The sequence below is a fragment of the Pseudomonas sp. RC10-4-2 genome (genome assembly GCF_050433085.1).
Lineage (GTDB): Bacteria > Pseudomonadota > Gammaproteobacteria > Pseudomonadales > Pseudomonadaceae > Pseudomonas > Pseudomonas aeruginosa.
This window is the reverse complement of the sequence record NZ_JBNPXX010000001.1, coordinates 357,223-375,457: the sequence shown is the minus strand read 5'-3', so window position 1 is coordinate 375,457 and position 18,235 is coordinate 357,223. Positions and strand designations below refer to the sequence as shown.

The following is an 18,235-nucleotide window of genomic DNA, read 5'->3' as shown; positions in this document are numbered from 1 at the left end:
GGAGTTGCAGCTCCTACCTATGGCGCCCTCTCTTTACTCTGCGGGAAGGGGATAACGCGCCTTGATTGCCCGCACTGCCGCCATCCAGGCCGACAAGTCCGGCGCTGTGCCGGTAGCGATGGCGTCATATTCTGCCTCTAGCCGCAGAGGATCAGACTCGGTGCGATAGGCCTGGCGGCGAAGCTCCTGGACCTCGGCCAGCGCGTCATCCGGGTGGAACGTAAGATCGTCCAGGCTCACCCCGGCAGTTTCAGCGATGGCCGCCAGTGGGCCGTCCCACTCAGTGAAGAAGACCCCTTTGTAGAGAACCCGCTTCATCATGCGCTTGCTCCGTTGATTGTCAGGATGGGTGCGACGTGGATGCCCGGATCGACCAATCCGCCGAACCAGGCTGGACACGCAATGGCGATCTGAGCACCTGCGGATGCGTAGATGTACGGACACGCATTGTCATAGCCGTTGTATGACTGCATCGAGAATCGCAGATGTACCCATTGATTCGCCGGCAGTACCACGCCAGGCGCAGCGACAGCGCCATTGATCCAAAGGCGATGGGTCGTATAGGGCGCAGAGGAGATATGAGCCGAGCCGCTTTCGACACGCAGCCACATGACGACAGTCGCCCATGCGCCCGCGTTGAAAACTGTTTTGCTGCCGTTGGAGCAGCACAGATACCGTGTGACCCCATCCGCGCCGGCCGAGCCGGTAGTTGTCTGCGATCCCGCAGTCAGAACGGTGGTGAAGAACTCGACCCCGTATCGGGACACTGACGTCCACGTCCGGCCCATTGCCGCGAGCAGCGCCTGCACCCGCGCATTGAGCGCCGGCCCGGCCCCGCCGTTCGTGCTGTTGTCGAAGGCGAACTTGCCCCCATCTGCAACGGTGGCGCCGTTCCAGCCGTTGAGAAACGAGCTTGGAGTCCACGACGTTGTGAACATCGTAGCCAGCGGGTTGGCTGCGGTTCCCGCGAAACGCCCCATGTCCGGCATCAGGTTCATGAACGGCAGAACGTTGAGCGCCGATTTCGCGGCCGACCCCAGCTCCGCCCAGGCGCCGCTTTCGCGGGCATACGGCTTTCCGTCGCTCGGCGCGTCGGCCATCCCGCCCACCAGCTCAGTCCAGCCACTGCCCCCGAACTCATACGTCTTGACCTGGCCAGCAGGCGTGGCCTCGTTCGCCACCTGCACCCGCCAGCCCAGCCTGGGTGGCATGTACTCCCAAATGGGCGTGGTCGCGCCAGTCGCCCACCAGCGGGCCAGGCGGTTCTGGTTCGCCCCGGCCCCAGTGAAAATGTAAGTGTCGCCCTCGGCCTGGCCGGAAGTTGGCAGCGTGGCGACGCGGCCCTTGACCACGGGCTGGCGCAGGAAGTCATCCCAGCGCAACAGGCGCATAAGTTCGTTGTAGTGCCCCTCACCGGGTGCGCCGTTGATCAGTAGGCCAGTGTTCGGCCCCATCGTCAGGCTCATGCGGAAACGCCTCCTAGTTCTTCGCCAAGCCGGAAACCGAGGCCGTGGCGTTCAATCGTGATGTCGTGCTGCTGCCAAGAGTTGATGCCGTCGCGGACACTGCGCAGGACAAGGCGCACGTCCTGGAGCGGACCATCCGCCATGTCCTCGGCCAGCGGATAGGACCAGCTACTGGATGTGAGGCCGGCGTAGGTGCGCTTCAGCGTCGTGCCGCTGTAGACCTGGAGCGTCACCGTCGCCCCAGCTTCCGGGCCGATGTTGCCGACCGTGGTATCGATCAGCTGGTCGGCCTGGCCAATGCGGTCGCGCTTCGCCCAGCTCACTGATAACGCCCCGTAGACCTTCGCCGGGTACGCGCTACCGTTGATGCGGAACTGGCCGGGCGGGTACGGCTTACCTTGGCGCCCGGTCAGCGTCAGGCTGTCGGTGGCGGCCAGCGCCGGGGCCAGTTGGCCCTCGCTGGTGTTCGTCAGCAGCCGGGCCTGGAGCGTCACGCCCTGGCTGTAGACCGTTTCGTCCACCGCTTCGAACGTGTCGTAGAACCAGACCCGAGCCCCGGCCAGATGCTTGGCCGGTACGGTATCGGCGCAGCCGCGCGCGAGGGTGACCGTGCCGCTGGCGTAGTTGACTGCATCGACCCGGACTATCTCATCGTCCACGACTGCGGCCTGGCCGACAGTGACGTCCTCCAGCCGGCTGGCGTTGGTCAGCGTGACCACGCTCGGGCCGGCCACCAGCGGCAGCTCGGCAGCGAGTAGTCCGGTCGGGCACCAGTCGCCGGTTCCGCGATCAACGAACGCGCCAGAGCTGCCGACGCGGTCGGTCAAGGTGTAGCTCTGCGACAGGCTGGTCGGCGCCACGGCCAGTGCGGCAAGGTACGACGCGGACACGTCCAGGAGCTGCAAGTTGGCCGGATCGATCACCCCGGCCAGTTCGCGATAGGGTGCCTCCATCAGGCGGCGCACAGTGATCGCCCGAGGCGTCCGGTCTGGCGGAATCCAGCCCGGTGGTGGCGGTGCCACGCCGGTAGTCGCCGGCAGATTGAACTGGTCCTGAACGACGGTCAGGACGATCTTGCCGTCGCCGAGGAAGTTGTCCTCGATCCGGCCGACCCGAACGACGGTTTCAGGGATGCCGCGCCGGGTCGAGCGAATACGGAACGGCTGGCCTGGGTTCAGGCTACGGGCGCGGCGGTCGAATACGCCTTTATAGCGCTTCAGGCCGGTTGTCTTCAGACGCATTTCCCGCTCACCGACTCGCCCGGCCAACTCGCCAGTCGGCACGCCCAGGAACTCGACTTCCTCGGACGACCGCCGCCCCTGCGACGCGGCGACCGCGTTGTTGTTGACGATGACTTGGCGCTGCGCACCGTCGGTCTGGTCGATGTACTTCACGATAAGCTGGCTCGGCGCGAGCGAGGTCGAGCCGGTCTTCTCCTGGGTGATCTCCAGGAGGCCGCTGTCCTCGTCGAACAGCGGCAGGTCCGCGACGTTGTAGTCGTCCCGCAGGAGCCGGATGCTGATCTGTCCGGTCTGGCGGTTCGGGTAGACTTCGGCGCCAATGTGCGACTTCACCGTCTCGCAGAAGTTGGCGAACGTGTCGGACCTGGTCCATTCAAAGCACAACCCGAAACCCTCGGCATACAGCTTGTCAGCAGCGGCCCGCCAGCTCGCCTCGTCCATTCGCGTGCGGGCCAGTCCCCGGAAGTCCCGGCCGGTGTAGACGAGATATAGGATGTGCGCCGGGTTCATCGCCTTGATCTGACCGTCCGCGAGCCAGATAAATTGCTTTTCGGGATACCAGGGGTTGCCGTCCCACAGCCGGTTCCCGCCTCGACGCAAAATCTCCCACTTTTTCGGGTACCAGTTAACCGAGGTAACCAGGCCGGAATAGAAGCACGTGGTAACGCCCCGGAACGCCGGCACCAGGCCGCCGAGCATCGCCGCCAGGCGCGGCAGGACGCCCTGGTCCTCTTCACCGAACAGGACATCCAGCGTCCCATCGAGCCCACCTTCGCCCTTGTCACCACCGAACAGCTCAGGCGCATTGATGCGGACCTGTCCGTTGCTGGTGATCGACCCTTTCCACGCGGTTTTGCCACTCGCCCGGATTGCACAAACTTCATCGACTTTCTTGCCCAGGGCGAAATGGATGTCGAAGTAGTAGCGGAACCCGACCGTCTGTGCCTTCGGTTTAGCGCCCATTCGCGATCTCCTGGCGTGCATGTTCAACCAATTTGAGCGCGAGCGCGTCGCCGGTCGCGACCAGCACGTCGGCCTCGATGCCGTCCCGTAGGAACGCCATCCAGTCGAGGTCATGGCGCTTGAAGAACTCCCTCGCCTGGCGATGGCAGTAGCCCTGCCGAGTGGTCCAGGTCGGCACGGTATGCAGGTGCTGAGCCGTAACGATCATTTCTTGCTCCCTTTGGTCTTGATCGCCTTCGTTCGGTAGTTGCCTACGGTCAGCACCATCCAGCTCTTCGACCAGCACTGACCGAAGACGGCGACCTGCTCGTCGCCCTCGTCACAGCGCGGGAAATCGATGTCCTCAAAGGCGGTCGGCTTGGGCTTCTGCGGCTTCGGCGCCAAGACCTTGGATAGGATGAACGACGCCGCCAGAATGACGAGATTGATTGTGATCGGATCCACGGCCTACCTCACCAGACCTGATCGCCATCGAACGGCGACTTGCCTTGCATCGCGTTAAACCCCCTGAAGTTGGGGAGGTTGCTGAATTTGTCGTCGCAGGTTTGCGCGAGCCCGTCGCAACCCGGATAAACCCGCAGTTGGCCACCTGCCGGAATGCCCTCGGTGCCGCCCAGGATGTAAAGATCGGGTCCGGCGTGCCGCTCGATGTAGCGGCTATCGTAGTTGTCGCCGTCCACCTGCCACTCGACGTAGCCTCCGGTAAACCAGCCATCGGCATAGCCGGCGACCACGCCGCTGGAGATCACCCAGCCGCTGATGCTCTGCGGCGTCAGCGTCACGCGATACGGAACGAGGTTGACCTTGCAGCGATGGTCGCCAACGACTGCCGTGCAGGTGCGGCAGTAGGTATCGATCAAGCCGGGCTGGTCCATCAGTTCGTCTTCGGACACGCACGTTATGCGGCAGCTATCCACGGTCGGCCAGTCCACATCGCCAATCTGGCCTACCCAAGAAACCGCTGCCTCGGCGTCGCCGTAGTGCATGTCGTAGACGACCAGGTCGATGGCACCGCTCGGTGACCGGGTCTTGTACAGCAGCGCGACATCGAGGTCGGCCGGCGCGGTGATGACGAACTGGTCGGACTGCGGATCGCCGGAGCAGATAATTCCGTTGTCGGTGATGCCGCCCGGCACGGTGCGGAAAATCTGGTTCTGGTAGGTGATGTCCCGGTCGCTGCTGTTGTAGCTCCAGCGGATCGCTCCACGGCTGAACTGGTACAGCCGCACCGGCTGCCCATCCGCGAGCGAGCTTTCGCGGCTGTTAAAACTCATCGTCACGAACCCCTTTGAACGTCAGCGCGGCGGTTGCGACGCCCTCGCTATCGGTGACGTGCTCTATCTCGACCACGTCGGTGGCGGCGCTACAGAGCGCCATGAAACAGATGCGCGCTACATCGGTCGGCTCGACCAGGCGGCCCAGGGCGGCGTCGATGGCCAAACGCTCGGTGTCGGCGTCCAGCTCGGTGCTGGTGAGGATGCGGCGGTGATAGACCGTGCCGTCGTACAGCTCGATACGGATGTCGCGACGGCCCGGCCGACCATTCGCGAAACGGGCATAGCCGATATTGCGCACATCCAGCGCGGTCGCCAGTTGCGAGACGGTGGCGACCAGGGTCAGGTCGTCGGCGTGGGTCGGCACCCATAGCGGCTTCTGCTGGCCGCGCAGCGCATAGACCAGGCTACGGAACGCCGACCGCTCGGCTCGGCCCATGCCGATCCAGCGATGGCCGATGACCGGCAGCGCCATCCCGGCGACGTCGGTCACGCGGGGAATCGCGCTGCCGTTGTCCAAGGTGGACAGCAGGCGCTGATAGCTCGACGTCAGGTCTTCGCTTTCGTCCGGGTGCTGCTCCAGCACTGGCCGCCCCCTGTAGGTCGTCGCCGGCATTACCTCGGGCCAGGCGCTGGGCTCCATTATCAGGAACGACACCCGCGCAGACTGCGCGGTATCGGTCAGCCGGGTCAGCGTGGGCTGTTCGGTCAACTGCGCGGTGCGCACCGGGTACAGTCGCGAGCCAGTTCTCCAGGTGGCCTGGACGGGGCGGACCAGGTCCAGGCCGGCGGCGGTCACTGCCTTGACCTCGACGACTTCATAGGTGAAGGCGTCCTCGCCGCGCAGCATCGCCAGACCGCCGTCGCGGAAGTCGAGGCCGGCCGTGTCGCACGGAATGTTCAGCGAGCCGGCCGCCAGCGGTTCCTGGAGCAGCTGGATATCAGGCCAGATCGGCAGTGCCCAAATGCGCGCGCCCCAGCCGAACAGCGTCATGTCCAGCAGCTGCCGCTCGCGGTCCACCGCGTACATGTTCGCTTCGAACTCCCGGCGCGGTGCCAGGCGCATAGCCCGGCGCTGGGTCACGGCTGATTCGCTTTGCAGGATATTTGTCGAGGCGCTCAGGCGCTCGACGATGCTGTCGCCCCAGTCCGGGGCGAACGTCCAGGCGATGATCCGATTGCCGGTGATGACCAGGACCAGGTCCGGCTCGCCCAGGAGCCTCCAGACGATCCGTGCATTGACCACGGGCGGGCCGTCGGTGCCGATGCTGACCGTCCAGGTGCGTTCCTCCAGGGCAGCAAAACCCAGCGGCGGCGACGCCTGGCCAGACAGCGTAATGCCGTCTGCGGCTTCGCGGTCGATGGCGGTCAGCGTGCGCGGACTGAAATAAGCGTTCCAGACAGATGCAGGGCGTACCTGAGTGCTGACGACGTTGCCCAACTCCATGGTCGTAGGGATCAGCCACAGCCGGTTGTAATAGTTGTCTTCCAGAGCGCTCTGGTGGACGGCTGGGTACGACGAATGGATCACCTCTACCGGCTGATGCGCCGCGTAGACGCCGGCCCAGGTCGAGGCCGCGACTGCTGCCAGGCTGATGTCCTGGTTCAGCTCCAGGGCGTCGATATTCGGCGTGATGCCGGCAACGATCCCCACCAGCGGCTTTGGCACCTGGAACCCCGGAAACGTCGCCATTACTCAAGCACCCGGAAGCAGTAGCCGACCCAGGCGCTGGTGTTGCCGAAATCGGTAGCGCTTCCGCGTTGGAGCAACGGATAGACGCGCCAAGTGTCGCTGCCGATCACCAGCGGATCGCCGGGCGCGAGGAACGCCATGTTGCATATGCCAAAGTCCGGCACCTCGCCCACGTACCGCGAGCGCTGCTGAGCGCCGAACGCATAGATGGCGCAGGGCACAGGGGTGGTCGAGCTGTTCAGCTCGTTTGCGCTGGCGTCGATCAGCCCCACATCGGGATGGTACTGACTGCTGTAGTTTCCGCGACCGGGGCCGACGACGCGCCGGGAGACGTTCGTTGTGTAGTCGAACGGCAACCAGTCCGGCGATGGGCTACCGTCGAGGCTGTCTAGCCGCAGCATGCTGCCGCCGCCGCTGTATCGAATGTGGTAACCATCGAATGGATGTGATGACCAGTTGTTTGTGAGCGCCTGGCCAGAGCTGTAGAGGAACGAGCCGCAAACATACTGGCCGCCCGTATAGCCGACGCCACGCTTGTTGAGGGAGCCGATCATCACTGGACGAAACTGACCGGCAGCGATTTCGACGTGCAGGTGCAGATAGGCAGCGGTGGCGAACAGGTGATAGCGCGTGAATGGCCCGGCGCTGAGCTGCGCTATGGTTGCTTCTTTCGACGAATACGGGTTGTTCTGCACCGAGTTGCCGGGCTGCGCATTCCACGCAAGCCCGTCGTCGAACCCCGTATTGCCCGCGAGCTGCCATTGATTGGAACCGGCGTTGAACGACCAGTAGCCGTCGGCGTTGTGACAAAGCCATTCCGATGCCGAGGCGCGGTCGGTGACCCAGCCGAGCGACTCGGCGTGGACGCGCAGCTTGGCGAGCAAGTCGGCCGGGTTGTTCGCTGTTCCTGTGAAGTAAGCCATTTCAGTCCTTCCTGATCGCGTAGAGCCAAGGGTTACCGCTACGCCAAGCGGTTTGGAAAACGACGTGGTCCACACCGTCCTCGACAATCACGTCTTCGGCGCCGGAGTTGAGCGTCGGCACGTAGAAGGCGCCGTCGAAATCGCCCAGATAGCGGCGCCCCTCGGTTTCGCGGGTGACGAACTGCAAAGCTTTCAGCGGGAACTTGCTGAAAGAGTCGCGGAGCTGGTTGATCACAGTGTCGCTACCACCCGCATAGCGACCGCAGCCAAGCGGCAGCAGGGTCCGATTGCTGTAGTCGGACTCGTTGGCTGACCCACCTGCGACAGTGAAACCGAGCCAGCGCCCGGCGGGATCGCGGAGATAGCAACTGCGCTCGTAGGGGCTGCTGATGCCTCTGTGCCGGTCGCTGACGTCTGACCAGCGAGTTGCAACGTCACCACGGTAGGAGCCCACGACGGCAAGCGGGTACGGATACTGCGACGGCGGACAGGGTGGCAGGATGAAGCCGGCGCCGGCAGACTCGTAGATCGTCGAGACTTTCACGACGACCCAGAAGCGTCGGCCGTTGGCGAAGAACCAGTACGGCATGGGCTGGTTCCACAGCAGCGCCTGAACCCGCGGACTGTAGTTGGCAAACGCGGTCCAGTAGTCGCCGCCAGGCGGGATTGCTCCAGGATTGAACGCCGTGCCGCCCATCAGGCGAAGGTTGTAGTAGTCCAGGGCGGTATCGCCGTAGCTCTGAATCCCCATGTAGATGCTGTCGGTGCCGCCCAGACCTGGGGCGCGCAGGGTCACCTGGCGCACGGCGATGGCCGTGCCGGACGCGGGGATGGTGTTGTCGAAAACCTTCTCGTAGGCCTGCCCAGCCGCGACCAGGTTTGGGTTCGCAGTGAGGAACTGGACGAGGCGCTCGACCAGGTCAGCATGGTTCGTTGCAGTGCCGATTTCAGTAGCCATGGATTCCTAGTTTCCGAGTATTTGCTTGACGGCCTGGCGGTTCTTGTTCAGCCAGACGATGTAATGGTCGCCGCCCTTGCCGGCCCACATGTCGGCCGCCACCTGGTCGGGGTCTTGAACAGCATGGAGGTGGACCGCGTTGGAGACTGATGCGCTGAAGTTCTTGGACGGTTCCTGTATCTGAGCGGCGCCCATGCTTGGGCGTGGTAGGGATGGCGCGGGAATGCCGGCGACGCCCCCGGTGGCGTGGCGGACGGCCCCCGCCCAGTCATGTAGCGCCGCCCATCCGCGTTGGTTGATGTCCAGCAGCAGCGGAGTAAGCCCTGGCTGCATGGCGGATGCCGACCGGATTACGACCTCATTGTTGGATAGCCAGGCCGGTATGCTGTCGCTGGTCGGTGTGCCTGGTCCCTGGACCTGGCCGCCACCCGCGAAGCCGAAAATGCTGGTGATCGAAGACAACCAGCCACTCCCGCCACCAGCCACTCCAGCGGCCCCGGCAGCTCCCGCAGCGCCGGTCACCCCACTGACACCATTGGCGGCGGCCAGCGAGGCGGCAGCGGCCTGGATAGCGGCGGCGCCGCTCAGGAGCGTGCCGCCAGCAGTCGCCAGGGCGCCGGCCGAGGCGGATACAGCCGAGGCGCCGACCGTCAGCCCCTGGGCGCCGCCATCGGTGCCACCGCCCAGGCCAAACCCGGAAAGCAGAGACGCCCCTAGCTGGCGGGTCGCCATCCTGGCCAGGTCGCCAATCATGGTGCGGACGAAGTCATCCAGCGAGGCCTTGCCAGTCGTCACAAAGGTAACGACGGCATCCTCCAGACCGGAGAAGGCGTTACTAAACAGTTCGTAGGTCTGGCCCGCGACGTCCCTGGCGGAGTCGATGTAGTCAGCGAACGCCGACGTCGCCCCGTTGACCCAGTTGCCCTGGGCGGCCTGGAGGTCGGCGTAGTTGCGTTGCAGCTGCTGGGTCATCGCGGCATGGTTAGCTTCCAGCGCCTTGAGCTTGTCGTTGTACTCGTCGAGGCTCATGCCTCGCGAGCCGTCACCGTACTGGCTCGCCAGGTCCAGGCGCTGCTGCGCGAATCGGTCGTCAAGGCTGCCACGCTGATCGAACAAGCGGCGCTGTTGCGCGCCCATGCCCACGGCAGCGGCGGCACGTTGACCCTGGAGGGCCAGCGCATCCTGTTGTTGCTGGAGCGCGTCGCTGTAGGCCTTGACTGCCTGGGCCTGTTTCTTCAGGCGGCCCTGTTCGTTGAGCTGGAGGACTTCCAGGTCGGCGTCGGCCTTCTTCTGCGCCTTGACCATGTTGTTCCTGGCCTCGGCGATCTTCTGGTCCAGGCTGATGCGCTGGGCCGCCGTGGTGGAACTTTTGTCGCGCAGCGCCTCCAGCGCCTGGATTTCCCCTTCATAGGCTGCGGTGACCTGGTCCTTGTTCTGGCTGATCAGTTCGCCGCGCTGCGCGACATAGTCCGCATAGCTCAGTAGGCCGGCGCGCTGCTGCGCCTGGAGCTTCTGCTCGGCGTTCCTGAAATCGGTTTGCAACTGGTCCAGGCGGTTCTTCGCCTCGGTGACGCTGGACTGGTCGAGGGGCGTAGACGGCCCTTTCGGGGTTTTCGGGTCTTTGTACTTCTGATCGATGGCCTTGCGAGCGGCGGCGATATTTTCCGGCCGCAGGCGTTCGTCGTTCGGGTTAGCCGCCTGGATCGCGGCAATGCTCCGGTCCAGCTCCCTGTTGAGCTTGTCGCGCTTTTCCTTGTTGGTGCGCACCGACTCCAGCAGCTTGTCCATGCTCTGCTGGCCGCGTATTGCCTCGTCCTCCAGGTAGCGATCCAGGCGCGCCTTCTGCGCCTTCTCGCCCTCGTCCTGGATTTCCTGGAGGGCATCGGTGAATTGCTTCCCGCGCTCGTCGTCCGACATCGAGCTGCGCTGATACGCCTTGCGTAGCTCGTTGAACCAGCCCAACGGGCCGAAGACAGCCCCGCTGGCCACAGCGCGCCCCGGCTGGTAGGCCTGCCCCTTGGTCAGTTGCTCCAGGCGTTCCTCGGGTGTCTCCGTCCGGCCCACGCCGAGCATTTCGTCCCAGGCGCCCTTGGCCACCCCGGCAACGGTCTTCCAAGCGGTTTCCAGGGTGCCCAGGTTCTCGACGATCTGGCTCGCCCGCTCGTCCATTGCCTGGCTATAGGCGTCCATGGCCAGTTGGGCGGCACCCAGCGAATCGCCTTGCTGATCGAGGGCGGCTATCTGCTCGTAAACCGAGGCGGTCAGGTAGTGATATTTCTCGTTGAGTTGCTGCGAGGCTTTGACCGGTTCGTCGGCCAGCTTGGAGAACTCGGCGACCGTATCCGAAACAGCCTTGCCGGTCGCTTCCTGCATCGCGATGGAGGTAGTGGCAACCTGCTCGATCTGGTCAACCGTGAACTTGCCGGTCGCGGTGATTTCCGACAGTACCGCCACGGCCTCATACTGAGTGCCGTTCGCCCTGGCGAGTGACGCTGCCATGGCGGACAGTTGCCCGGCGGTGGTTCCGGCATAGTTTCCGGTCAGGACGATGGCTTTGTTCAGCTCGTCCGCCTCTGAGCTGCCTTTCTCATACGCCAGAGCCAGCGCCACGCCCGCAGCGGCCACCGCCGCGCCGATGACGATAAAGGCGCTACCTGCTCCGCTGAGCCCCACCATAGCCGTCTTGGCGTTGTTGGCCGACGCTGCGGCAGCGTCCGCCCCTCGGGCGATGTCGTCCAGGCCGTCGCTGGCGTTACTCGCGATCCCGAAGAACGATTTGACCTGGTCGCCCAGCGCCTGGAACGTCGCGCCGACGCCACCGAAACTGTCCTTGATCTGTCCGCCTTGCTGAATGGCAACCATCCACAACGGCATCCCGCTGGCCAGGCTGGTGACCACATCGGTAATCTGCATCGGCAGCTGTCGCATTGCCTGGCGGTACTGGCCTGCCGAAATGCCGGCCACGGCCATGGCGTCAGACGTGCCGAGCAGGCGGTCCCGCTGCTCCTGGAGCTTGGCGTTGTAGGTCGTGAAGACGTCCGGGTCGATCCCTCGCCCCCTGGCAGCATTCAGGCGCGCCTGGAGGCTGTCGAGCTTCTCCAGCTCGCGAGTGACCGGGTCGATGGCCGCGAGCAGTTTTCCCAGCTCGGCCTGCTGCCGGTCGAACTCGGCGGTGGCTTTCGCCGCAGCCTCGGCCGCTCGTTGCTCGGCTGCAACCTGCTGTTCGCGGGCGCGCTCGGCGTTGTGGTAGGCATTCATCGACGCCGATTGCGCACGGGCGCTTTCCTGCCAGCCGCTGGTGGCTGCCCGCGTGGCGGTGTTCATCCGATCCGAACTTTCCGCCAGCGCGTCCAGCGCTTCCCGCTGTTGCAGGGAGGCGGCGACCATCGCCTTGATCCGGGCCGCCTGCTGGTCGGCCGTCTCCCCCAAACCGGACAGCTCCCGGCCAGCCTGGCTGGCATGGTCACCAGCGGCCTGGATCGAGTTGGACAGTTCCTCGACCTGGTCCGCACCCTGCTGAAGGTCAGCGCGGATGCGCAGGGCTAATACAAGGTCTTGGTCGGCCACGTTCACTTACTCATGAGCTGATCATAGGCGGCAATCGCTACAGAGCCCCCGGCGAAGCCATGGTTGACCGCCATCAGCTCGCGGGCTTGCTGGCGGCCCTTTTCTGCCTCGGCTTCGCGGAAGAACAGCATTAGCTGTCGCTCGGTGTAGCGGCCGAGCTGGTCGCGCTGGTGTCCTGCTGCGACGAGGCAGGCGAAGACTCGACCCCACGTTGTTGGAGGGCTTGAGCCACGACTATCGGTCGCCACAGGCGGCGGACGAAAAAACCCTGGTTGGCTGCCCACCAGACCAGCATCAGGGACTCACCGTCGCTTGGACGGAGCGAACGGACCCAGTCATCCGCCTTGCCACAGCTCACGGCAATCAACGGCAGAACGAGTTTCCAATGCTCCGTCAGCACGTCCAGCGCAATGGTCGCGCCCTCGACTCCTTCGAGGTGTTCACGCGGCACCTGGAGGAACGCCTCGGCAATGGCCTTGAGGGCCGCGTGGTGGGTGAGCTGCTCTTCGAAGGTCAGCTCGCGGACAACCAGGTCCTCGCCCCCGACCGTCAAACGACGGTCGGGGAACAGAACTTCCAGGCTGTCATCGACGGGGGTGTCGTTCGGCTTCTTCATGCCTCACTCCCCAGCTGGATGATGCGGCCGAAGCGGCCCAGGTCGCCGGTATCCGGCTTGCTGGTGTCCAGCAGGATTCCGCCGCTGATCTGCATACCGGCGACGGTGTTGCCGTCGCTGATCAATGCCAGCTCCTGGAGCGGATCGGTCGCAACCTTGAACAGCTCGACGATGACCGGCGCGCCGCCTTCGGCCAGGTTGATGCCCTTGTAGCGCAGGGCGATGGTCGGCTGCGGCGCGGTGAACATGCCCACCTGGCGAGTCGCCGCGTACTCATAGGCCGCCTTGAACGGCTGGGTCGGGGCCGGCGTCGGCAGACCCAGCAGTTGGACCTCGCCGTAGGCGCCATCGGCTCGCAGGGCGTAATACTGCGGATCGAGGGGCGCCGGCGTGCTCGCGCTATCGGTGATGACCAGCTCGCTGACGCCCGGATTGGCCAGGCGGATTACATCACCAGCCACCAGGGCGGCGGGGAGCGCCTCACCCGTCACAGAGCCGGCCGCCTTCGTCACGACCTTGCCATAGAGGGTGAGCGCCAAGTTATCTGGGTCGATGCTGTGCAAGGTCATGCTGACGGTGGCGGTCTTGCCGATGGGGAAGCTTCGGACCAGGGCTTTCTGGCCGCTGTAGCTTTCCTTGTGCTCGACCTTCTCGACTGCGAGCTGGATGCTCATGGCCGAGACATCCTGAATCCAGCGCCATTTGCCGAGGACGCCGTTGACGATAGGCGCGGCGTCAATCTCACCTTGCCCGTAGAAATACGTTTCCTGTGCCATGTGAGGCCTCCGTAGGAATCAGATGTTGCGCGTTACTTGTCGCGTTTCTCGTCGGCCTTGGGCTCGGCGGGAATCTTGGTGATCAGTTGACGGCGCAGCAGGAACTCGGCTTCGGCGCGACTGACGTCGATCTCGTCGCCCTGCGCCACCGGCTTGCCGGCATGGGTGTGATTGGGTTTCTCGGCGGTGATGGTGACTTTTACGGTTTCCATGACTTGAGCCTCGGGAAGACAAAGTTGGCGGTGAATACCAGTGGGAAATAGAAGAACCCGTTGCTGTAGCTGACTGGCGAAGCCTGCGGGCTGCGGGCCAGCGGAGTGACGCCCTGATCAGGAACCCAGCCGGTCAGTGCCTTGAGCAGCCGGCCGAGCAGCGGGCCGGCTTCGCGCCGGGCGCCCTGGCCGTCGCCCTGGGCGTCGGCGTAGTACAACGTCAGCACGGCTGCCCAGTGCTGGGTGACCGTCTGAATCGCCCGACTGCCGCCCTGGTGCGACGCCCCGGTGCCGATCTCGTCGCCCAGGTAGACGACATAGACGCAAGGCGAGCCCTGGCGCTGTTCGTCGAGGGTGGCCAGATCGGGGACGCCCGAAACGTCCTGAAGGCCGGGCACCTCGGCGCGGATGCGCTCGACCAGGAGCGTCTCCAAGAACAGGTAATCGAACGGTTCGGCAGTGCTCACCAGGTGCCCCCGAAATCGTTGCGTTGCGAACTGATTTGCACGGTGTTGGCAATGGGCGCCGGGGTGCCGGAGCTGGTCAAGGCCAGGCTGAGCTTCCCGGAGGAAATACCGCCCAGCAGCTTCCGCTTGCGCTCGGCATCCAGGATCGCGGGGTGGTCGTCCTTGACCTGGGTGTGCAGGTTGGCAAATGCCAGCACGCACGCTACGCGCTTCAGCACCACAGGCACCTGGGCCAGCGGCAGCTGGTAGCGGGCGTGCAGGTGGAGATCGATCTCCGCGTCCGCATCGGCGATAGCCTGGGCCACGACCGCCGGATCGATGGTCGTGGCGGGTTTATTGACGCGGTCGCTCAACTGGCGGATGGACGCCTCGCCGTACTGCTCGACCAGGTCGGCCTGGGTGCAATAGCTCACTGTTGCGGCTCCTGGTGCTCCAGGACGTCGATGGCGCTATGGCACTCGGCAGCGACCCGACGATCCAGCTCGGCCTGGGCGAGGTCGCCCTGGGCTTCGATGATCGGAGCGTTGTGCTCGGCGTTCTGCGCGGCGATGGTCAGTTGACTGATGGCCAGGGTGTGGTCGCTCATGTCGAACTCCTGATGAATAGGTGGCCATCCGTGGCCAGGGGCGGTCCCTCTGCTGGGGCGGGTTATTCCTGGGTGTCGTTGTCCGACGCGGACGGCTCACCCTCGCCGCCGACGTCGTCCGGCAGGAACTCGCAGGACTCGACGCGCAGTTGGGGCTCTTCCTTGATGGCCTTGAGCTGCGCCTCGGTCAGGGCGGACAGGGCGATTCCGATTCCTTCGCTGGTGAACGCGAAGCCAGCACGCCGGAAGGTCGGCGGATAGCTGCGCACGAAGATGCCCTCGACGCTCTGCTGGGCTTCATCGCCCGCCGCCTGGCGGGCCTGCCTGGCGGTCGGCTTGGCGGTAGTTACGGCTTTGCGTGCCATGAGCTGCCCCCTTATGCGCCAGTGCCGGTGGAGCCATAGGCCAGTTGCCAGAAGCCGTAACCGGCAGCAGCGCGGGCCTCGGCGCCGAACTTCAGCTTGCGCAGGCTGAAGACGTCATCCGAATCCAGGTTGACCTGGGAAACGAATACCGGCTTCTTCCTGGGCTGGTAGATGAACGGTTTTACCGGCTTGGTGGTGTCCAGCAGGAACCAGGCGGTGTCGGACTCGATCCGCCCGTCCACTACCAGCTCAGCAGTGCCGACGTAGGGGTTCGGGGTGTTGTCCGCGAGCTTCGGGTTGGTGAGCAGCATCTTCGCCACGTCTTCCAGCGCCGGGCCGACCAGGAGCACGTTGGGGGAGACGTTGAGGGAACGCCCTTCCTCGTCCTTGAACTTCTTCATCGCAGTGCGAGCAGCGCCATAACCTGCCTTCGCCGCCGCCTGGCTGGCGTTGGAAAGCGGAGCGGTGCCCTTGTTGCTCACCGAGGCATCACCGACAGGGTGGTCCGTGTCGATGAAATACTGGCCGTCGAAACAGAGCTTGGTGAAGGCACCGTTGACCGCTTCGTAGACCAGTTCGTCCGGGAGTTGCGCCGCCGAGAAACCGGCCATCTGCGCCTGGGGCGAGTAGATGCCGAGCTGGTCGTCCTCGATGTCGTTGCGGTCCACCTCGACGGTGGCTTCGAAGTCCTCGTTCTCGACAACGTATTTGTAGGCCTTCAGGTTCTTGACCACCTTCGCGCCGATCCAGCGGCGCATCTTCGGAAAGGCGCTCAGCCACTTGTAATCGTTGCTGCCGGTGTTGCTCGGCACTTCCATGGCGATCTTCTGCCAGGTGGTGGGGGCTGCCCCGAAGGCGTTGTTGAAGATGGTTTTGATCGCGACGAATGCCGCGCTGAGACTCTGCTTATTGATCAGCATGTGTCCGGTTCTCCGTTGGTGAGCCTGTTATTCCACCCACACGCCGTCCGGTTCGACGCCGATGATGCGGCCGGCCGGGGAGCGGGTTTCGGTGCCGTCCGTGGCGGCGACGGTCTGGTCGTCCACGATGTAGGCGGGTTTCATCAGGTGCGCCTGGGTGACGCTGCCGTCGTTCGCCCACTTGAAGGCGTTCAGGCGGCGCACGCGGACGACCTTGGCGCCATCCGCGCCATTGCGGTTGTCCACGTATTCCTCAGCGCGGCCCAGGTAGGTCAAGCCGGTGGCGGTGCTGCCGCCTACGGCGAACCCGGTAGCGTTCGCCACGACGATGGCGCCGGCGAAGACCTGGACGTTGGCCGCTACCGGCACGCCGATGACCTCGGCGTCCTGGAGCGGGGTGTTGCGGTCGGTGGTCAGGGCGGTCATAGCGCCTCCTTACTGGCCTTTCAGGGTCTTGAGGTAATCCTCCGGCTTGATCTGCATGGCCGAGCAAACCGCGAGGGCGGCCTCGTCCAGCTGGTCAATCGAGGTAGGCACCGAGGTACGCCCGGCGCTCTGCTGTTGGGTCAGGGCGGCGATGGGCTTGGCCTGGCCCAGGTAGCTCTTCAAGCCGGCCAAGTCCTTGGCGCCGTATTCACGCGCCCAGGGCTCCATGGACGGAATGAGTCGGCCCTCCTGGATAGCGCTGTTGATCAGGCCGTCCAGCTCGCCGCCGTTGATGCGAGAGGTCAGCGCCGCGACCTGACCCTGGAGCTGGGCGACGGCCTCAACGGGCACATACTTCGCCGGGTCGGGGTTACCGGGGGCGGCGACCTTCAGTTGGGCGGTGGCTGCGGCGATCTGCTCGACGTCCGCATCCTTGGCCAGGCCGAGGGTTTCGCGCAGCTTGGCCAGGTTGGTCGCTTGGGCGTCCAGGGCCGGCTTCAGGGCGGTCAGGGCCGCAATGGCCTCTGCCTCGGTCGTGCCTTCTTTCAGCGACAGGGCCGCGATGATGGCTTTCAGGAGTTCATCCACAGGGGTTTCCTCGTCGGGGTTGTAGAGGCCAAAGGTCGCGGCCGCTCGGCGTGCGAGAGGCTCCAGACCGTCGATGGCGGGGTCATTTGTCATTGCGCCCATGAGGATGGAGAGGACCGTGCCGTCCGGGGCGTAGCTGAAGACGGGGCTGAAGTAGAGGTACTCGCCGTCCTCGATCAGCTTCGCGGCGCGGGCGGTGTATTCGACACGCCCCCACAGGCCGGAGCCTTCGCGCCATTCGAAGTCCAGGAAACGGCCGGCAGCGGGCGCGGGCTGGCCGTTCTGCTCTTTCTTTAGGGTCTGGTGCTCGTAGTCCAGGACGGGCGGAGTCTTGCGCGACCGTGCGCGCTCGATCACTGCGGCGGCACTGGCGGCATCGATCCGCCAGCCCGGCACATCCATAGGGCGCCCATCCATGGGCCAGAACTCACCAGCAGGCGTAACTTGAATCCAGGCGCTGCCGTCCTCCAGCTTGGGGAGCTGGAAAGAGCAAGCGGCGATGGCAATGTGTAGGCGGTTCTTCTTCATGCCGCCATGGTGGCGACGGTCGAGCGCGGCGGTTACGGGAAGGGGTTCAACGACTGCGGAAACCGTCCGGCGCCATCTTCTGGCCAAGCCCTGGCACGCGGATGGCGGTGGAGCGATTTCTAACGGGGTTCTAACGGGGTTAACGCACCGACTCTGATGCGAGGTAGCGGCTAACCCCGTTTCGGCGCGTGTAGCGCGTTTGCGGGCGGATCAGTTGATCACGCAGATGGCGGGTCGTTCGCAAGGCACTCCAGGGCGAACTGGACGGTATACGGCGCGGGACGGTAGCCCTCTTTGACGTCCTCGCTCAGGTAATAGCGCATCACCCTGTCACTGAGGCCGAGCAGCTCGGCTGCGCGCCGCTGGCTGATACCGGCTTTCTTGAGCAGCCCGCGCAGGTAGCGCGGGTCTGGATTGTGGCTGGAGGCGTCAGGCTTCATGCGAGACATTAAGCCACTCGCCGTCTTTCAACTGCGCCGCTTTAGCGTTCATTTCCTCGACCACGGCGGTAGGAACGCTAACACCGTATGCCTCTTCATATGCTGAATCGTCGAACTGCTGTCCCGCTTCAACGTAGAACTCGAATCCGCCGAAATCAGGGTTAGTGGTAACGATGCTGGTGAACGTAGTCATGGCTTCGATCCTTGTTGGCGCCTCGCCGTTGTG

General features: G+C 64.6%; 23 protein-coding genes. All 23 read right to left on the bottom strand.

The genetic code is table 11. The features are described from left to right. Window positions 1–33: 33 nt before the first annotated feature. The 23 genes from FHW81_RS01805 to FHW81_RS01695 all read right to left on the bottom strand — a co-directional run bounded on the left by FHW81_RS01805 (window position 34) and on the right by FHW81_RS01695 (window position 18,202). Entirely contained in the window at window positions 34–321 is a 288-nt protein-coding gene (locus tag FHW81_RS01805; RefSeq protein ID WP_034072578.1) for a hypothetical protein, read from the bottom strand. Beyond that, window positions 318–1,466 carry a hypothetical protein gene (locus tag FHW81_RS01800; protein ID WP_429476573.1) on the bottom strand — a complete coding sequence of 383 codons (1,149 nt, stop codon included), beginning with the start codon at window positions 1,464–1,466 and terminating at the stop codon, window positions 318–320. The genes FHW81_RS01805 and FHW81_RS01800 overlap by 4 nt, the downstream gene beginning before the upstream one ends. Next, window positions 1,463–3,670 (bottom strand): phage tail protein, encoded by a 2,208-nt coding sequence (locus FHW81_RS01795; protein WP_429476571.1) that lies wholly within the window; start codon window positions 3,668–3,670, stop codon window positions 1,463–1,465. The genes FHW81_RS01800 and FHW81_RS01795 overlap by 4 nt, the downstream gene beginning before the upstream one ends. After that, on the bottom strand, window positions 3,660–3,878 hold the full coding sequence (locus tag FHW81_RS01790; protein WP_023102217.1) for a hypothetical protein: 219 nt from the start codon (window positions 3,876–3,878) through the stop codon (window positions 3,660–3,662). Before FHW81_RS01790 ends, FHW81_RS01795 begins: the two co-directional genes overlap by 11 nt. Then, on the bottom strand, window positions 3,875–4,114 hold the full coding sequence (locus tag FHW81_RS01785) for a hypothetical protein (RefSeq protein WP_003094581.1): 240 nt from the start codon (window positions 4,112–4,114) through the stop codon (window positions 3,875–3,877). The genes FHW81_RS01790 and FHW81_RS01785 overlap by 4 nt, the downstream gene beginning before the upstream one ends. An 8-nt stretch (window positions 4,115–4,122) precedes the next feature. Beyond that, window positions 4,123–4,944: a phage BR0599 family protein gene (locus FHW81_RS01780; protein ID WP_023102216.1), complete on the bottom strand. Its 822-nt coding sequence runs from the start codon at window positions 4,942–4,944 to the stop codon at window positions 4,123–4,125. Then, window positions 4,934–6,637 carry a hypothetical protein gene (locus tag FHW81_RS01775; protein WP_134288019.1) on the bottom strand — a complete coding sequence of 568 codons (1,704 nt, stop codon included), beginning with the start codon at window positions 6,635–6,637 and terminating at the stop codon, window positions 4,934–4,936. The genes FHW81_RS01780 and FHW81_RS01775 overlap by 11 nt, the downstream gene beginning before the upstream one ends. After that, window positions 6,637–7,560, bottom strand: a complete 924-nt coding sequence (locus FHW81_RS01770; protein ID WP_003094576.1) for a hypothetical protein — start codon at window positions 7,558–7,560, stop codon at window positions 6,637–6,639. The genes FHW81_RS01775 and FHW81_RS01770 overlap by 1 nt, the downstream gene beginning before the upstream one ends. A gap of 1 nt (window position 7,561) precedes the next feature. Further along, window positions 7,562–8,518 carry a hypothetical protein gene (locus FHW81_RS01765; RefSeq protein ID WP_058179911.1) on the bottom strand — a complete coding sequence of 319 codons (957 nt, stop codon included), beginning with the start codon at window positions 8,516–8,518 and terminating at the stop codon, window positions 7,562–7,564. Between the two features lie 6 nt (window positions 8,519–8,524). Further along, a complete protein-coding gene (locus FHW81_RS01760; RefSeq protein WP_429476565.1) occupies window positions 8,525–12,085 on the bottom strand; it encodes a phage tail tape measure protein in 3,561 nt (1,186 codons plus the stop codon). A 2-nt stretch (window positions 12,086–12,087) separates the two neighbouring features. Next, window positions 12,088–12,216, bottom strand: a complete 129-nt coding sequence (locus FHW81_RS01755; RefSeq protein WP_258190513.1) for a hypothetical protein — start codon at window positions 12,214–12,216, stop codon at window positions 12,088–12,090. Next, on the bottom strand, window positions 12,216–12,701 hold the full coding sequence (locus FHW81_RS01750; protein ID WP_012613798.1) for a DUF6631 family protein: 486 nt from the start codon (window positions 12,699–12,701) through the stop codon (window positions 12,216–12,218). Before FHW81_RS01750 ends, FHW81_RS01755 begins: the two co-directional genes overlap by 1 nt. Further along, the gene (locus FHW81_RS01745; protein ID WP_043549725.1) at window positions 12,698–13,477 is read right to left on the bottom strand and encodes a hypothetical protein; all 780 of its coding nucleotides are present in this window, start codon (window positions 13,475–13,477) and stop codon (window positions 12,698–12,700) included. The genes FHW81_RS01750 and FHW81_RS01745 overlap by 4 nt, the downstream gene beginning before the upstream one ends. Before the next feature lie 32 nt (window positions 13,478–13,509). Next, on the bottom strand, window positions 13,510–13,689 hold the full coding sequence (locus tag FHW81_RS01740; RefSeq protein ID WP_015972876.1) for a DUF7210 family protein: 180 nt from the start codon (window positions 13,687–13,689) through the stop codon (window positions 13,510–13,512). Beyond that, the gene (locus tag FHW81_RS01735) at window positions 13,677–14,156 is read right to left on the bottom strand and encodes a phage tail terminator protein (RefSeq protein WP_015972875.1); all 480 of its coding nucleotides are present in this window, start codon (window positions 14,154–14,156) and stop codon (window positions 13,677–13,679) included. Before FHW81_RS01735 ends, FHW81_RS01740 begins: the two co-directional genes overlap by 13 nt. Continuing rightward, window positions 14,153–14,569 (bottom strand): gp436 family protein, encoded by a 417-nt coding sequence (locus FHW81_RS01730; RefSeq protein ID WP_015972874.1) that lies wholly within the window; start codon window positions 14,567–14,569, stop codon window positions 14,153–14,155. Before FHW81_RS01730 ends, FHW81_RS01735 begins: the two co-directional genes overlap by 4 nt. Then, window positions 14,566–14,742, bottom strand: a complete 177-nt coding sequence (locus tag FHW81_RS01725) for a hypothetical protein (protein ID WP_015972873.1) — start codon at window positions 14,740–14,742, stop codon at window positions 14,566–14,568. The genes FHW81_RS01730 and FHW81_RS01725 overlap by 4 nt, the downstream gene beginning before the upstream one ends. Before the next feature lie 62 nt (window positions 14,743–14,804). Continuing rightward, on the bottom strand, window positions 14,805–15,107 hold the full coding sequence (locus FHW81_RS01720) for an HI1506-related protein (RefSeq protein ID WP_058147136.1): 303 nt from the start codon (window positions 15,105–15,107) through the stop codon (window positions 14,805–14,807). Between the two features lie 11 nt (window positions 15,108–15,118). Then, window positions 15,119–16,027: a Mu-like prophage major head subunit gpT family protein gene (locus FHW81_RS01715; protein WP_429476557.1), complete on the bottom strand. Its 909-nt coding sequence runs from the start codon at window positions 16,025–16,027 to the stop codon at window positions 15,119–15,121. A 27-nt stretch (window positions 16,028–16,054) separates the two neighbouring features. Continuing rightward, the gene (locus FHW81_RS01710; protein WP_012613793.1) at window positions 16,055–16,453 is read right to left on the bottom strand and encodes a hypothetical protein; all 399 of its coding nucleotides are present in this window, start codon (window positions 16,451–16,453) and stop codon (window positions 16,055–16,057) included. A gap of 9 nt (window positions 16,454–16,462) precedes the next feature. Beyond that, the gene (locus FHW81_RS01705) at window positions 16,463–17,569 is read right to left on the bottom strand and encodes a phage protease (protein ID WP_429476554.1); all 1,107 of its coding nucleotides are present in this window, start codon (window positions 17,567–17,569) and stop codon (window positions 16,463–16,465) included. 218 nt (window positions 17,570–17,787) lie between these two features. After that, a complete protein-coding gene (locus FHW81_RS01700) occupies window positions 17,788–18,009 on the bottom strand; it encodes a winged helix-turn-helix domain-containing protein (RefSeq protein WP_033997463.1) in 222 nt (73 codons plus the stop codon). Further along, on the bottom strand, window positions 17,999–18,202 hold the full coding sequence (locus tag FHW81_RS01695; protein ID WP_034032646.1) for a hypothetical protein: 204 nt from the start codon (window positions 18,200–18,202) through the stop codon (window positions 17,999–18,001). Before FHW81_RS01695 ends, FHW81_RS01700 begins: the two co-directional genes overlap by 11 nt. Window positions 18,203–18,235: the final 33 nt, after the last annotated feature.

Bases quoted from the DNA above. Each gene is read 5' to 3' on its own strand.
- FHW81_RS01805 (WP_034072578.1), bottom strand. From the start codon at position 321: ATGATGAAGCGGGTTCTCTACAAAGGGGTCTTCTTCACTGAGTGGGAC.
- FHW81_RS01800 (WP_429476573.1), bottom strand. From the start codon at position 1,466: ATGAGCCTGACGATGGGGCCGAACACTGGCCTACTGATCAACGGCGCA.
- FHW81_RS01795 (WP_429476571.1), bottom strand. From the start codon at position 3,670: ATGGGCGCTAAACCGAAGGCACAGACGGTCGGGTTCCGCTACTACTTC.
- FHW81_RS01790 (WP_023102217.1), bottom strand. From the start codon at position 3,878: ATGATCGTTACGGCTCAGCACCTGCATACCGTGCCGACCTGGACCACT.
- FHW81_RS01780 (WP_023102216.1), bottom strand. From the start codon at position 4,944: ATGAGTTTTAACAGCCGCGAAAGCTCGCTCGCGGATGGGCAGCCGGTG.
- FHW81_RS01775 (WP_134288019.1), bottom strand. From the start codon at position 6,637: ATGGCGACGTTTCCGGGGTTCCAGGTGCCAAAGCCGCTGGTGGGGATC.
- FHW81_RS01770 (WP_003094576.1), bottom strand. From the start codon at position 7,560: ATGGCTTACTTCACAGGAACAGCGAACAACCCGGCCGACTTGCTCGCC.
- FHW81_RS01765 (WP_058179911.1), bottom strand. From the start codon at position 8,518: ATGGCTACTGAAATCGGCACTGCAACGAACCATGCTGACCTGGTCGAG.
- FHW81_RS01755 (WP_258190513.1), bottom strand. From the start codon at position 12,216: ATGCTGTTCTTCCGCGAAGCCGAGGCAGAAAAGGGCCGCCAGCAAGCC.
- FHW81_RS01750 (WP_012613798.1), bottom strand. From the start codon at position 12,701: ATGAAGAAGCCGAACGACACCCCCGTCGATGACAGCCTGGAAGTTCTG.
- FHW81_RS01745 (WP_043549725.1), bottom strand. From the start codon at position 13,477: ATGGCACAGGAAACGTATTTCTACGGGCAAGGTGAGATTGACGCCGCG.
- FHW81_RS01740 (WP_015972876.1), bottom strand. From the start codon at position 13,689: ATGGAAACCGTAAAAGTCACCATCACCGCCGAGAAACCCAATCACACC.
- FHW81_RS01725 (WP_015972873.1), bottom strand. From the start codon at position 14,742: ATGAGCGACCACACCCTGGCCATCAGTCAACTGACCATCGCCGCGCAG.
- FHW81_RS01720 (WP_058147136.1), bottom strand. From the start codon at position 15,107: ATGGCACGCAAAGCCGTAACTACCGCCAAGCCGACCGCCAGGCAGGCC.
- FHW81_RS01715 (WP_429476557.1), bottom strand. From the start codon at position 16,027: ATGCTGATCAATAAGCAGAGTCTCAGCGCGGCATTCGTCGCGATCAAA.
- FHW81_RS01710 (WP_012613793.1), bottom strand. From the start codon at position 16,453: ATGACCGCCCTGACCACCGACCGCAACACCCCGCTCCAGGACGCCGAG.
- FHW81_RS01705 (WP_429476554.1), bottom strand. From the start codon at position 17,569: ATGAAGAAGAACCGCCTACACATTGCCATCGCCGCTTGCTCTTTCCAG.
- FHW81_RS01700 (WP_033997463.1), bottom strand. From the start codon at position 18,009: ATGAAGCCTGACGCCTCCAGCCACAATCCAGACCCGCGCTACCTGCGC.
- FHW81_RS01695 (WP_034032646.1), bottom strand. From the start codon at position 18,202: ATGACTACGTTCACCAGCATCGTTACCACTAACCCTGATTTCGGCGGA.